We start from the raw sequence: 12,134 nt of genomic DNA, 5'->3' as shown, positions 1-12,134 counted from the left end.
GCGATCGGAAAGTGGTGCATCGGCGGCGGCCAAGACCGCCACCGATCGCCGCTGCCGATCACACCATCAACGCGGCATCGGCGGCTGAATGCCCGAGGTGTTGCGGGTAAAGAGTGTCCCGAACGTCGAGCCCTGCGGCTGCGCCGGCTGCGGACGGGCCATTCCCGTCGTGGTCCGCTGCTGCGGCGTCACGATGATCTGCTGGGGCGGGCCCGGGGGGACCGCAGTGCCGCGTGCCTGCACCGCCTGGTTCGTCATCCGCGACACCAGTCGCATCAGCTGATCCTGGCCGGCCTGCAGTTGCTCGATGGCGCGGGTGTGATCGCGGCTGGCCTGATCCTGCGTCGACTTGATCTGCTCGATGCCCTGCTGCAGCTCGGCGATGTCGCGCGCCATCCTCTGCATCAACGTTCCCGGCTCACGGGCGCCGGTGGTGTCCTCCGCTCCCCTCAGTGAGGCATTCGACATCATGGCATCCTCGCTGCCCTGCTGGACCGACGCCTCATCCTGCGACGCTTCGCTGGCGCCCGGCATCCAGCGGTCCATCAGCGAGGTGCCGGCGTCGCGCTGCGACCAGGCGACGGAGCCACCGACCAGCACGACCAGCAGAGCGAGGCCAACGGCGTTGCGCCCGCGCAGCTTGCCGAGCGGCGCCTTCATCCGCGCCCAGCGGCTGGCCCCGCTGCCTGTCGCCTCGCTCGTGCTCGCCGCCGCCGCATCCGCCGCCACACCCGGCTTCTCGATTGCCGCGAGCCGCGTATCGATCCGGGTCAGCACCTCGCGCAGCACCCGCCGGTACAGTTGATCGTAGCTTGCCTTCTCGGGCTTCTCCGGGGCGAGGCCGATCTCGCTCTGATCAATCTGTTGCACGTTCTGTGTGGACTGCATTGCTGATCCCCAAACCCCTTAGCCCGCCGCCGACGCCGCTGTTCTCTTTGAATTTTCAAACGTGACTCGACCCGCCGCTTTGGCCGAAAGCAAGACAGCGTCGTGACGAGGAGGGGGCCTTTTCGGACCATCTCTCCCTCGCTGCAGCGCCAGCAGATCGCTTCGAGAGGCTTGAATCCGCCCTTGGTTGCGCACCGCCGAGCCTTCGAGGTACTATCCGACCGATGTTTTTGGGGATTGGGGCCGGTGCAAAGCTTGATTGTCATTGCGCGCGCAGTGTTGTGCGCAGCGTTCGTAGTCCTTAGCGTTCACGTGCAGGCCGCGCCAGCGGATGAGGCCACGCGCAAGGCTGAATTGATGGCGGCCTGGCAGGCGGCGAGCCAGGCGGGCACCGACGGACCAAGCGACATCGTGCTGATCGATCAGGGCACGCTGAAGCTGCCGGCCGACTACTTCTACGTGCCGAAGAGCGAAGGTCTGCGGGTCCTACGCGCGCTCGGCAACGTCGTCAACGACGTGACCTTCGTCGGGCTGGTCGTCGGCAGACGCCAGAACGACGATTGGATGGTGGTCATCAAGCACATCAAGGACGGCTACATCAAAGACGACGACGCCAAGAACTGGAACGCGGACGATCTCCTGAGCAACCTTCGCGCCGGCGCCGAGGAGGCGAACAAGGACCGTGCGGCGCGCGGATTTCCGGAAATGGCCGTCGTCGGCTGGGTCGAGCCGCCGGCCTACGATGCCACGACGCATCGTCTCGTCTGGTCGCTGCTCGCGAAGGAGAAGGGCCAGCCCGACGATGCGCCGAAGAACGTCAACTACAACACCTACGCGCTCGGGCGTGACGGCTATTTCAGCCTGAACCTCCTGTCCGGCTCGGAGCGGATCGCGGGGGACAAGGCGGTGGCGCACGAGCTGCTGTCCGATCTCTCCTACAATGCCGGCAAGCGCTATGAGGATTTCAGCGCGAGCACGGATCGGATCGCCGAATATGGATTGCTTGCGCTGGTCGGCGGCGTTGCCGCCAAGAAGCTCGGACTGCTGGCGCTCGCCGGCGCCTTCGTCCTGAAGTTCGCCAAGATCATCATCTTCGCGGTCATCGGGTTCGGGGCTGCGGTCATGAACTTCTTCCGCCGCAAGTCGCGCAACGACAACGCCGGCGGAGCTGCGTGAAAGCCCTCCTGCTGATCCTGTTCTCCGGCCTGAAATGGGGCAAGCTCGCGATGAGCGGCGGCACCATGCTGCTGTCGCTGGTCGTGTATGCCGGCATCTGGGGCTGGCGCTATGCCGCCGGATTCATCGCGCTCCTGTTCGCCCATGAAATGGGGCACTACATCGCGGCGCGCCAGCGCGGCCTCAACGTCGGCGCTCCCGCCTTCATCCCCTTCGTTGGCGCCTGGATCGCGCTCAAGGAGCAGCCGGTCGACGTCGAGACGGAAGCCTATGTGGCACTCGCCGGTCCGCTGGTCGGGACCGCCGCCGCGCTTGCGGTCTATCTGTGGGCGCGATCGGACGACAGCAATCTGCTGCTTGCGATCGCCTATTCCGGTCTGTTCCTCAACCTGTTCAACCTGCTGCCGATCTCGCCGCTGGACGGCGGCCGCGTCACCAGCGTGCTGAGTCCGCGCATCTGGCTGCTTGGCGTTCCCATGCTGCTGACCTTGATGCTCTATCGGCCGAGCCCGATGCTGATCATCATCGCCATCCTCGCAGCCCCGCAACTGATGAAGGCCTGGCGCTACGATCCCGGCGCGCCCGAGAACGTCGCCTATTACGGTACGACGCTGCAGACCAAGCTCGAATATGCCGGGACCTATCTCGCGCTGGCGGCGCTTCTCGCCGTCATGACCTACGACGTGCACGAGATGCTTGGGCACTTGCGTCAGCTTGGCTGAGTGCTGTTGAGGTCGCCGCTTCAGTTGAGAAGCTTCATGTAGGTCAAGGCGCCGCCTCGTCGTGAGGACATGGGCCTTCCTCAGCGTCCGAGGTCGCCGACTTCTCCGACCTCATCCGCGACGTGCTGCTGGTCGATCACAACGTCAAGAGCGTGTCGGCGCTGGTCGATCGCGTGCTCGCGATGTATCTCGGCGAGAAGATCGCCGAGGGCAGGGCGACCGAGGTGATGCAGGACGAGACCGTGCGCCGCGTCTATCTCGGCGGCGCGCTGGTCTCGACCGCGCGGCCCGAAGCGAGCTTCAAGGACGTCACGCCGGCACTGCAGGTCGACAATGTCGGCGTGCTCTACGGCAAGGCGCAAGCGCTACAGGACGTCTCGCTGCACGTCCACGAGGGCGAGTTCGTCTCGGTCGTCGGCCTCAACGGCGCCGGCAAGACGACGCTGTTCAACGCGATCTCGGGACTGGTGCCGTATTCGGGCGAGGTGAAGTGGGCAGGGCGCAGCCTTGCCGGCGGGACGGCGGCGCAGATCGCGCGATCCGGCATCGTGCAGTGTCCGGAAACGCGCGAATTGTTCGGCGACATGAGCGTGCGCGAAAATCTCGAGCTCGGCGGCAATGCGCTGCCCGACACCGAGCGTGCCGAGCGGCTCGAATGGCTGTTCGGGCTGTTTCCGATCCTCAAGTCGAGGCAGCCGCAGCTGGCGCGCACGCTGTCCGGCGGCGAGCAGCAGATGCTGGCGATCGCGCGCGCGCTGATGATGAAGCCGAAGCTCCTGATCCTCGACGAGCCGACGCTCGGACTTGCGCCGGTCATCCTGGAAACCTTGTCGAAGGCGCTCGATCGACTGCGCGAGACCACCAAGATCACGGTGCTGCTCGGCGAACAGAACGTCACTTTCGCGCTCCCGCACGCCGACCGCGTCTACGTGCTGGATCATGCCAAGATCGTCTGGGAAGGCCCGCCGGAACGCTTCGAGGCGGAGGCTGCGGCGAACTATCTCTGAGGGACAGGAGCAGGGGTGCCCAGCTCCCTGCCCGGATCTCATTCGTTCGGAGCTACGGGAAACGGGGCGGGCGCGCCTGGGGCGGCCGGGGCGCGAGGCGCGCCGCTGCGCCGACGGTCGTCGGCTCGGTCTTCGCTGCGCGGAACGCGCGCGCGAGCTGGTCCTGGCTCGCCTGCAGCTGTTCGATCGCCCTGGCGTGATCGCGGTTGGCCTGCTCCTGGCTGGCCTTGAGCTCCTGAAACCCGCTCTTCAGTTCGGCGACATCATGCGCGATCTTCTCGATCAGCGGCGCGACGTCCCGGTCGGGAGCGGGCGGCATGTCATGCTCCGGCGTTGCCTCCGCCATCGCGGAGGATGGATCGCTGGAGCGCGTTGATACTGATGCTGATGATGTCTCGGGTGTCGGCGAAACGGATGGTGAAGGCGAGGAAGGGGCCGTCTCTGCCGTCTCTGCCGCGCTCGATCCGCTCGCCGCCGTCTCCGGTGACCCGGCCGGATTCACCGTCTGAGCGTTCTCACGCCGGATGGATTGAACCGCCGCTTCGATCCGGTCGGTGACGGAGGTGATGGTCTCGGTATGGTCCCGCGCCAGGGTGACGGCAGCGCCGACGAGCCCGGCTGACGCTATCAGCGTGATCATCGCCCGCAATACGGGCCGGCGCCGGGCCGGAGGAGGCGTTTCCACGGGCTCGCTGCCTGCAGCGGGGTCGGCAGCCTCGACTGCATCAGCGGCGGCCTGGGCCTCGATGGCGGCGATCCGCTGGTCGATACGTGCGCGCACCTCGGCCAGCACCCGCTGATAGATCTCCTCGCAGATATCGTCGTCGGGCGGCAGCGCGACATCACCCGGATCAACTTCCTTCGGCGTCGACTGAACTGGCATGTCTTCGGGTCCCATTCGCGATACGCCCGTGCCCAATCCTGAAGGATGCGCTTTTGACCTCCGGGCTTTGACCAAACGAAGACTGCGGGGTGACAAGGCGGGGGCGATTTCGCACAGGCGCCGACGTGCGCTGGGCGGGCCGTTGTGCGGCTTCTTCACGTCAGGGCCGCCCATAAGCAATTCGCATAAGGTATATTATGGAATATTTATATGATTAGGGAATTCATAGACTTGCGGCCAACACCTCAAACTCTGCCGTAGCACCGAGCCTGCAGCCCGCGTCGCGAGCACGACCATCGCCGCTCGCCATTGGCGCCTGAAACCCGCGCCAAGGCGCCCGCAGCGAACGCCGCATATTGCTGCTGCGGCTCATCGCTGCAATAAGCGCTGATGACGCTGCTGACGTCGCGGGATTCGGACCGCGCCATCATGCGGCGACTGGATGCAACAAGAAGAAGCTTCTCAGGGAGAAACGAGCATGAGCCTGTCACGACGCGCGCTGCTGAAGGCCTCCGCAGCGTCAGCCGTACTGGGTGGGATCGCGGCGCCGCATGTGGCGCGCGCCCAGAGCGCCGAATTCACCTACAAGTACGCCAACAACCTGCCCGACACCCATCCGCTCAACGTTCGTGCCAAGGAGATGGCGGCGGCGATCAAGGCCGAGACCAACGGCAAGTTCGACTTGCAGATCTTCCCGAACAACCAGCTCGGATCCGACACGGACATGCTGAGCCAGATCCGCTCCGGCGGCGTCGAGTTCTTCACGCTGTCCGGGCTGATCCTGGCGACCCTGGTGCCGGCGGCCTCGATCAACGGCATCGGCTTCGCGTTCCCGGACTACGACACGGTCTGGAAGGCCATGGACGGCGATCTCGGCGCTTACGTGCGCGGCCAGATCAACAAGGCCGGCCTGGTGGTCATGGACAAGATCTGGGACAACGGCTTCCGCCAGACGACGTCGTCGACCAAGCCGATCAATGGGCCCGACGACCTCAAGGGCTTCAAGATCCGCGTGCCGGTGTCGCCGCTGTGGACCTCGATGTTCAAGGCATTCGAGGCGGCGCCCGCCTCGATCAATTTCAGCGAGGTCTATTCGGCGCTGCAGACCAAGGTCGTCGAGGGCCAGGAAAACCCGCTGGCGATCATCTCGACCGCCAAGCTCTACGAGGTGCAGAAATACTGCTCGCTGACCAACCACATGTGGGACGGCTTCTGGTTCCTGGCGAACCGCCGCGCCTGGGAGGCCGTGCCGGCCGACATGCGAGCCATCGTTGCCAAGCACATCAATGCGGCCGCCGTGAAGGAGCGTGAGGACGTCGCCAAGCTCAATGCCGGCCTGCAGCAGGAGCTCGCGTCGAAAGGCTTGACGTTCAATCAGCCCAACGTCGCGCCGTTCCGCGACAAGCTGCGCTCCGCCGGCTTCTATGCCGAGTGGAAGGGCAAATACGGCGATGAAGCCTGGGCGCTCTTGGAAAAGGCCGTCGGCAAGCTGTCCTGACGGGTTGATGGCTGAGGCGCGTTCGGGTGACGTCATGGCGCATGCCGAGTTCACGGAAATCGCGATCGGCGAGGTGATCATCGAGTCCCCTCGCCGCCGGTCGTTTCTGGATACGCTCGACGCGGGGCTGGGTCTCCTGGTGGAGATTCCCGCTGCGCTATTGGTCGTGGCCGAGGTTGTCATCCTGTTCGCCGGCGTCGTCGCGCGCTATGGCCTGCACCGGCCGCTGATCTGGTCGGACGAACTGGCCTCGATCCTGTTCTTGTGGCTAGCGATGCTCGGCGCTGTCGTCGCATTCCGCCGGGCCGAGCATATGCGGATGACGGCGGCCGTCGCCATGGCGGGCCCTCGACTAAGGGCCTTCCTGGACGTCGCGGCGACCGTCGCGGCGCTGGCATTCCTGCTGATGGTGGCTTGGCCGGCCTATGAATACGCCTATGAGGAAAGCTTTATCACCACACCGGCGCTGCAGATCGCAAATATCTGGCGGGCGGCGGCGTTGCCGATCGGCATCGGTCTGATGGCGATGTTTGCGGTGCTGCGGTTGGCGCGGTGCGGCGACCACCGGCTAATCCTGGGCGCGATTCTATCGGTTGCCGTCATTATCGGGCTTTACTGGTATGTGCTCCCTCACCTGTGGGTGCTACCGCTTCCCAAACCGGCGAGTTGGCTCGGGGCGCTGGCTGTTGGTACCTGCTTGGCAGTGCTGTTTGCCTTCCTGCTGCTATCGCGCATCAGCCAGAACAGGTTGGTCGTAGGCGCGATCATGTGTGTCGTTGCTGTCATCGCGCTGTTCTGGCTGGCGCAGCCGGCGCTCAAGCCGCTCGGCAACCTCAACCTGATCATCTTCTTCGTCGGCGTGGTCGGCTTGTGCGTCTTCGCCGGCGTGCCGATCGCGTTCGCCTTCGGGCTCGCGATCTTCGGCTATCTGGCGCTGACGACGCGCACGCCGCTGATGGTGCTGGTCGGGCGCATGGACGAGGGCATGAGCCATCTCATCCTGCTGTCGGTGCCGCTGTTCGTCTTTCTCGGATTGCTGATCGAGATGACCGGCATGGCCCGCGCCATGGTCGCGTTCCTGGCGAGCCTCTTGGGGCACGTCCGCGGCGGGCTGCACTACGTGCTCGTCGGCGCGATGTACTTGGTGTCCGGCATTTCCGGCGCCAAGGCGGCCGACATGGCCGCGGTCGCGCCGGTGCTGTTTCCGGAGATGAAGGCGCGCGGCGCCAAGCCCGGCGATCTCGTCGCCCTGCTCGCCGCCACCGGCGCACAGACCGAGACCATTCCGCCGAGCCTGGTTCTGATCACGATCGGCTCCGTCACCGGCGTGTCGATCGCGGCGCTGTTCACTGGTGGTCTGCTGCCGGGCGTGGTGCTGGCGATCACGCTGTGCGCGCTGGTGTGGTGGCGTTACCGCAACGAGGACATGAGCGGCGTCCGCCGCGCGACCGGAGCCGAGATCGGCAAGGCCTTCATCGTCTCGCTCCCTGCCCTGGCCCTGCCCTTCGTGATCCGCGCTGCCGTCGTCGAGGGCGTCGCGACGGCGACGGAGGTTTCGACCATCGGCATCGTCTATGGCGTGCTGGCGGGCCTGTTGGTCTATCGCCGCTTCGACTGGCGCCGGCTGATGCCGATGCTGATCGAGACGGCGGCGCTGTCCGGCGCCATCCTGCTGATCATCGGGACTGCGACCGGCATGGCCTGGGGCCTGACGCAGTCCGGCTTCTCGCGCGCGCTGGCGGCGGCCATGACCGGGCTGCCGGGCGGCCCGGCGACGTTCATCGCGGTCTCGATCGTCGCCTTCACGATCCTGGGCAGCGTGCTCGAGGGCATTCCGGCGATCGTGCTGTTCGGCCCGCTGCTGTTTCCGATCGCGCGTGCCGTCGGCGTGCACGAGGTGCATTATGCCATGGTGATCATCCTGGCGATGGGAATTGGCCTGTTCGCACCGCCGTTCGGAGTCGGATATTACGCCGCCTGCGCGATCGGCCGGGTCGATCCCGCCGAGGGCATCCGTCCGATCTGGGGCTACCTGCTGGCGCTTCTCATCGGCCTCATCATCGTTGCGATTTTTCCGTGGATTTCGATCGGGTTCCTGTAAACTCTTCAGATGACGAGGGAGGGTGGTGATGAGCACGAACCAGTATCAGCTCGGTCTGGACAAGACGCCGGCCAACTACGTGCCGCTGACCCCGCTCAGCTTCCTGGCCCGCAGCGCGGCCGTCTATCCCGACCACGTCAGCACGGTCTATGAAGGCCGCAGCTTCACCTGGCGCCAGACCTATGACCGCTGCCGGCGCTTCGCGTCGTACCTCGAGGGCCGCGGCATCGGCGTTGGCGACACGGTGGCGGCGATGCTGCCGAACATCCCGGCGATGAACGAGGTCCATTTCGCCGTGCCGATGGCCGGCGCCGTGCTCAACACGCTCAACATCCGCCTCGATGCGGCGGCGATCGCGTTCCAGCTCGATCACGGGCAGGCGAAGATCATCCTGGTCGATCCGGAATTCTCCGGTGTGATCAGCGAAGCGCTGAAGCTGATGAGCGGCGCAAAGCCGTTCGTGATCGACGTCGACGACGCCTCCTATGCCGGCGGCAGCCGCATCGGCGAGATCGAGTACGAAGCCGCCGTCGCCTCGGGCGATCCGCTGTTCGAGCCGCGCCGTCCGGCGGACGAATGGGACGCGATCGCGATGAGCTACACCTCGGGCACCACAGGCAATCCCAAGGGCGTCGTCACCCATCACCGCGGTGCCTATCTGAACGCCGTCAGCAACATTCTCGCCGGCGGGCTCGGCCAGCATCCGGTCTATCTGTGGACGCTGCCGATGTTCCACTGCAACGGCTGGTGCTTCCCCTGGACCATGGCGGCGGCGGCCGGCGTCAATGTCTGCCTGCGCAAGGTGGAGCCGACGAAGATATTCGAGCTGATCAAGACCCACGGCGTCACCCACATGTGCGGCGCGCCGATCGTCTACAACGTGCTGATCAATGCGCCGGACGCGCCCAAGGGCAAGCGCGACAAGCCGGTCGTCGGCTTGATCGCAGGCGCCGCTCCACCGGTGGCCGTGCTGGAAGGCGCCGAGAGCATCGGCATCAAGCTGACCCATGTCTACGGCCTGACCGAGGTCTATGGCCCCGCCTCCGTCTGCGCCGAGCAGCCGGGCTGGGACGACCTGCCCGCGCCCGAGCGCGCCCGCCTGAAGCGCCGTCAGGGCGTGCCTTATCCGCTGCAGGAGGCGGTTACGGTGATCAATCCGGAGACGATGCAGGAGGTGCCGCGCGACGGCGAGACCATCGGCGAGGTCATGTTCCGGGGTAACATCGTCATGAAGGGCTATCTCAAGAACGAGAAGGCCACGCAGGAAGCGTTTGCCGGCGGCTGGTTCCACACCGGCGATCTCGGCGTGCTCGACGAGCACGGCTACGTCATCATCAAGGACCGCTCCAAGGACATCATCATCTCCGGCGGCGAGAACATCTCCTCCGTCGAGGTCGAGGACATCCTCTACAAGCACCCCGCCGTGCTGTTCGCCGCCGTCGTCGCCAAGCCCGATCCGAAATGGGGCGAAGTGCCCTGCGCCTTCGTCGAGCTGAAGGATGGCGCCGAGGCGACCGAAGCCGAGATCATCGCCTATTGCCGCAGCCACATGTCCGGCTTCAAGACGCCCAAGGTCGTGGTGTTCGGCCCGATCCCGAAGACGTCGACGGGCAAGATCCAGAAATTCCTGCTGCGCAATCAGATCGACTCGGCCAAGGCGATCTCGGCGTAAGCCAAGACATGCGCATGAGCGAGGCGCACGCGTGCGCCATGCTCATGCGGTCTCCGGCATGGTGGTGTCTTCGTTGCCTCTGCGATACTCGAGAATGTCACCGGGCTGGCAGCGCAGCACCTCACATATCCGCGCAAGGGTGTCGAAACGCACGCCCTTCACCCGGCCCGATTTCAAGAGCGAGACGTTCTGCTCGGTGATACCGATGCGTTCGGCGAGCTCCTTGGATCGCATCTTGCGGCGCGCCAGCATGACGTCGAGATTGACGATGATCGGCATCACGCCTCACACGATGCTGGCGTTCTCTTCGGCGATCCGGGTCGCCTCAGCCATGACCCAGGCGACGGCGAGCAGCACGCTGCCAACGATCAGCGCGATGTAGTCGTTGACCGAGAGCGCGATACCGAGTTGCCGGCTGCCAGGTGGATTGCTGATGGTGAAGGCGATCAGCAGGGCCGTCGACGACAGCGGACCGAGCAAGGCCTGCGCCAGGACCGTGACGGCGAAATCGCGCAAGCGGCGCGCTGTCGCCAGCGTGAAAACCATCCCTTCCGCAAAATCCAGGAACAGGGCTCTCACCTGCCACAACCCGTACAGCATCACGCCGACCGGGATCGCAGTCAACGCCGCGCCCAAAAGCACGCGATCCGGCGTGGTTTGCAGCTCCGCGCCAGCCGTGCCGAGGCGCGCCAGGAGCAGACCTCTCGTCCACTCCGGAATCACAAAGACGAGACACGTCGCGGCGGCGATCAAGACGATGCCGAGCCCCGTGATCCAGGCCATTACCCGGGAGAAGTGGCGCAGGCGACGGGATTGATCCGCACGGTCCACCATGACGAGCCTCCTATTGACCAGTGAATATTTTATCGTATTACGATAATTAATGACTGTCAAACGAAGGCTCCTCCTCATGCCCATGCATCCCTTCAAGCGGCTCGTTCTGGCCATCGGACTAACGTTGAGCGCTGTTGGTTGTGGCCATATGCCGGTGACCTCAATGGTCAAGCTGGCCCGGGTCGATTTCCAGACCAGCGACCCCGCACAGCTGCGCGCGGCCGTGAGACTGCCCACGAGTCTGCGGCCGCTGCCAGGTGGCGTGGTGCTGAGGATTGCCGTGAAACGCGGGCGCGGCGCGGAACAGCAGCGGGACTTCGTGCTGCGGGAAATTCCGGATCCCCCGGCTCTGGCGCAGGAGGCCGGAGCCGGCACGCGCATCTACGCCTACCGCCTCGAGGAGGCCGACACGGCGCGTCTACAGTCTTTTCGCGCCGAGCTGATGGCGGAAAAGAACTCTGCCGGTGGCGGATCGATCACGATCTCGGTCGCGCCGAAGGCCTGCACCACCGTAGCGCTGCCGGCTGGCCCCATCAACTTCACGACCTATCTGAGGACATCGGAGACCATCGACTATGTTACGCTGGCACGTGACGTCGATCTGCGCTCGATTGCTCCTGATCAGGCCGTGGTCGATGGCATTCCGCGCTGCCCCACCTGAGCTCGCTACGCGTCTCGTGTCTTCTCCGCGTAATATTGCGGCGCCTCGCGGCGGTCGTACATGCCGTAGTCGCGGGTGACCTCGACGATACGGATGTTGTCGGCACCCGGCTCGGTGAGCAATTGTTTGCTCAGCGCAAGGCCGGTGGCCTCGTCCGGCAGCTCGACGAGATGCGCGAAGCGGCCCTCGCGATAGACGCTCGAGAAGCTCGCGACCGGCAGGTCGGTCACGCTGCCCAACTGCGGCCTCGCCGTCTCGACGGCCAGCACATACGTCGGCGCCCGCCGCTTCGGATCATTGTAGGTGCCGCGCCGCTCCGGCTGCCAGGCGGCCTGCCCTGGCCTGATTTCGTGGACCAACTCGGCGATACGCAGGCGATAGTCCGAGAACACCTTGTCGCGGCCGAGGGTCTGGATGTCGTGATGATGGGCGTGGACGCGCCAGGCGGTCATGGCGCCCTCGTCCTGCCAGATCTGATAGGAGAGGATAAGATTGTCACGCGACAGGCTCCTGAAGCGGTCAAGGAACAGGCAGCCGCCGAGCGCATCGAGCTCGGGCCGCAGCGCCGCGGCGAGTTGCAGATATTGGTCGAGCCGACCTGGCTTGACCTCGACCTCGAAGAACAGCGACAGCATGGCAAGGCTGCTCCTTGTTAGTTCGCGAACATGATAGTCGCTGCGTAGGGTGGGCAA

11 protein-coding genes and 1 pseudogene are annotated in these 12,134 nt (G+C 65.3%); 7 read left to right on the top strand and 5 right to left on the bottom strand.

The genetic code is table 11. From position 1 onward, the window contains the following. Positions 1–66 precede the first annotated feature (66 nt). Positions 67–888 carry a hypothetical protein gene (locus QX051_RS01705; protein WP_315774785.1) on the bottom strand — a complete coding sequence of 274 codons (822 nt, stop codon included), beginning with the start codon at positions 886–888 and terminating at the stop codon, positions 67–69. 357 nt (positions 889–1,245) lie between these two features. Between QX051_RS01705 and QX051_RS01700 the strand changes: the two genes are divergently transcribed. The 3 genes and pseudogenes from QX051_RS01700 to QX051_RS01690 all read left to right on the top strand — a co-directional run. Then, the gene (locus QX051_RS01700) at positions 1,246–2,064 is read left to right on the top strand and encodes a DUF2167 domain-containing protein (protein ID WP_315774784.1); all 819 of its coding nucleotides are present in this window, start codon (positions 1,246–1,248) and stop codon (positions 2,062–2,064) included. After that, entirely contained in the window at positions 2,061–2,786 is a 726-nt protein-coding gene (locus QX051_RS01695) for a site-2 protease family protein (RefSeq protein WP_315774783.1), read from the top strand. Before QX051_RS01700 ends, QX051_RS01695 begins: the two co-directional genes overlap by 4 nt. Before the next feature lie 86 nt (positions 2,787–2,872). Further along, a pseudogene (locus tag QX051_RS01690) lies at positions 2,873–3,793 on the top strand (ATP-binding cassette domain-containing protein); the annotation flags it as partial. Positions 3,794–3,845: 52 nt separating this feature from the next. On the opposite strand, the gene QX051_RS01685 reads toward QX051_RS01690, so the two are convergent. Further along, positions 3,846–4,835 (bottom strand): hypothetical protein, encoded by a 990-nt coding sequence (locus QX051_RS01685; protein WP_315774782.1) that lies wholly within the window; start codon positions 4,833–4,835, stop codon positions 3,846–3,848. A 319-nt stretch (positions 4,836–5,154) separates the two neighbouring features. Between QX051_RS01685 and QX051_RS01680 the strand changes: the two genes are divergently transcribed. From QX051_RS01680 to QX051_RS01670, 3 genes are read left to right on the top strand one after another with little or no spacing between them, the layout of a single operon-like run. Further along, positions 5,155–6,174, top strand: a complete 1,020-nt coding sequence (locus QX051_RS01680) for a TRAP transporter substrate-binding protein (protein ID WP_315737989.1) — start codon at positions 5,155–5,157, stop codon at positions 6,172–6,174. Positions 6,175–6,208: 34 nt separating this feature from the next. Continuing rightward, a complete protein-coding gene (locus tag QX051_RS01675; protein WP_315775298.1) occupies positions 6,209–8,275 on the top strand; it encodes a TRAP transporter large permease subunit in 2,067 nt (688 codons plus the stop codon). Between the two features lie 28 nt (positions 8,276–8,303). Next, positions 8,304–9,947 (top strand): acyl-CoA synthetase, encoded by a 1,644-nt coding sequence (locus tag QX051_RS01670; protein ID WP_315774781.1) that lies wholly within the window; start codon positions 8,304–8,306, stop codon positions 9,945–9,947. A gap of 42 nt (positions 9,948–9,989) precedes the next feature. Here the strand turns inward: QX051_RS01670 and QX051_RS01665 are convergent, their stop codons facing one another. Together QX051_RS01665 and QX051_RS01660 are read right to left on the bottom strand one after the other, a co-directional pair. Then, a complete protein-coding gene (locus QX051_RS01665) occupies positions 9,990–10,226 on the bottom strand; it encodes a helix-turn-helix transcriptional regulator (protein ID WP_315757488.1) in 237 nt (78 codons plus the stop codon). Between the two features lie 6 nt (positions 10,227–10,232). Beyond that, positions 10,233–10,781 carry a DUF2975 domain-containing protein gene (locus QX051_RS01660; protein WP_315774780.1) on the bottom strand — a complete coding sequence of 183 codons (549 nt, stop codon included), beginning with the start codon at positions 10,779–10,781 and terminating at the stop codon, positions 10,233–10,235. Positions 10,782–10,857: 76 nt separating this feature from the next. On the opposite strand from QX051_RS01660, the gene QX051_RS01655 reads away from it, so the two are divergent. Then, entirely contained in the window at positions 10,858–11,442 is a 585-nt protein-coding gene (locus QX051_RS01655; protein WP_315737985.1) for a hypothetical protein, read from the top strand. A gap of 5 nt (positions 11,443–11,447) precedes the next feature. Here the strand turns inward: QX051_RS01655 and QX051_RS01650 are convergent, their stop codons facing one another. Continuing rightward, entirely contained in the window at positions 11,448–12,077 is a 630-nt protein-coding gene (locus QX051_RS01650; protein ID WP_315774779.1) for an antibiotic biosynthesis monooxygenase family protein, read from the bottom strand. Between the last annotated feature and the right edge of the window lie 57 nt (positions 12,078–12,134).

This window comes from Bradyrhizobium sp. SZCCHNR1053 (assembly GCF_032381235.1).
Taxonomy (GTDB): Bacteria; Pseudomonadota; Alphaproteobacteria; order Rhizobiales; family Xanthobacteraceae; genus Bradyrhizobium.
This window is presented reverse-complemented; position numbering and strand designations above follow the sequence as displayed.

Excerpts from the sequence above, each read along its gene's own strand:
- QX051_RS01705 (WP_315774785.1), bottom strand. The coding sequence starts at position 888 with ATGCAGTCCACACAGAACGTGCAACAGATTGATCAGAGCGAGATCGGC.
- QX051_RS01700 (WP_315774784.1), top strand. The coding sequence starts at position 1,246 with ATGGCGGCCTGGCAGGCGGCGAGCCAGGCGGGCACCGACGGACCAAGC.
- QX051_RS01680 (WP_315737989.1), top strand. The coding sequence starts at position 5,155 with ATGAGCCTGTCACGACGCGCGCTGCTGAAGGCCTCCGCAGCGTCAGCC.
- QX051_RS01675 (WP_315775298.1), top strand. The coding sequence starts at position 6,209 with ATGGCGCATGCCGAGTTCACGGAAATCGCGATCGGCGAGGTGATCATC.
- QX051_RS01670 (WP_315774781.1), top strand. The coding sequence starts at position 8,304 with ATGAGCACGAACCAGTATCAGCTCGGTCTGGACAAGACGCCGGCCAAC.
- QX051_RS01665 (WP_315757488.1), bottom strand. The coding sequence starts at position 10,226 with ATGCCGATCATCGTCAATCTCGACGTCATGCTGGCGCGCCGCAAGATG.
- QX051_RS01660 (WP_315774780.1), bottom strand. The coding sequence starts at position 10,781 with ATGGTGGACCGTGCGGATCAATCCCGTCGCCTGCGCCACTTCTCCCGG.
- QX051_RS01655 (WP_315737985.1), top strand. The coding sequence starts at position 10,858 with ATGCCCATGCATCCCTTCAAGCGGCTCGTTCTGGCCATCGGACTAACG.
- QX051_RS01650 (WP_315774779.1), bottom strand. The coding sequence starts at position 12,077 with ATGCTGTCGCTGTTCTTCGAGGTCGAGGTCAAGCCAGGTCGGCTCGAC.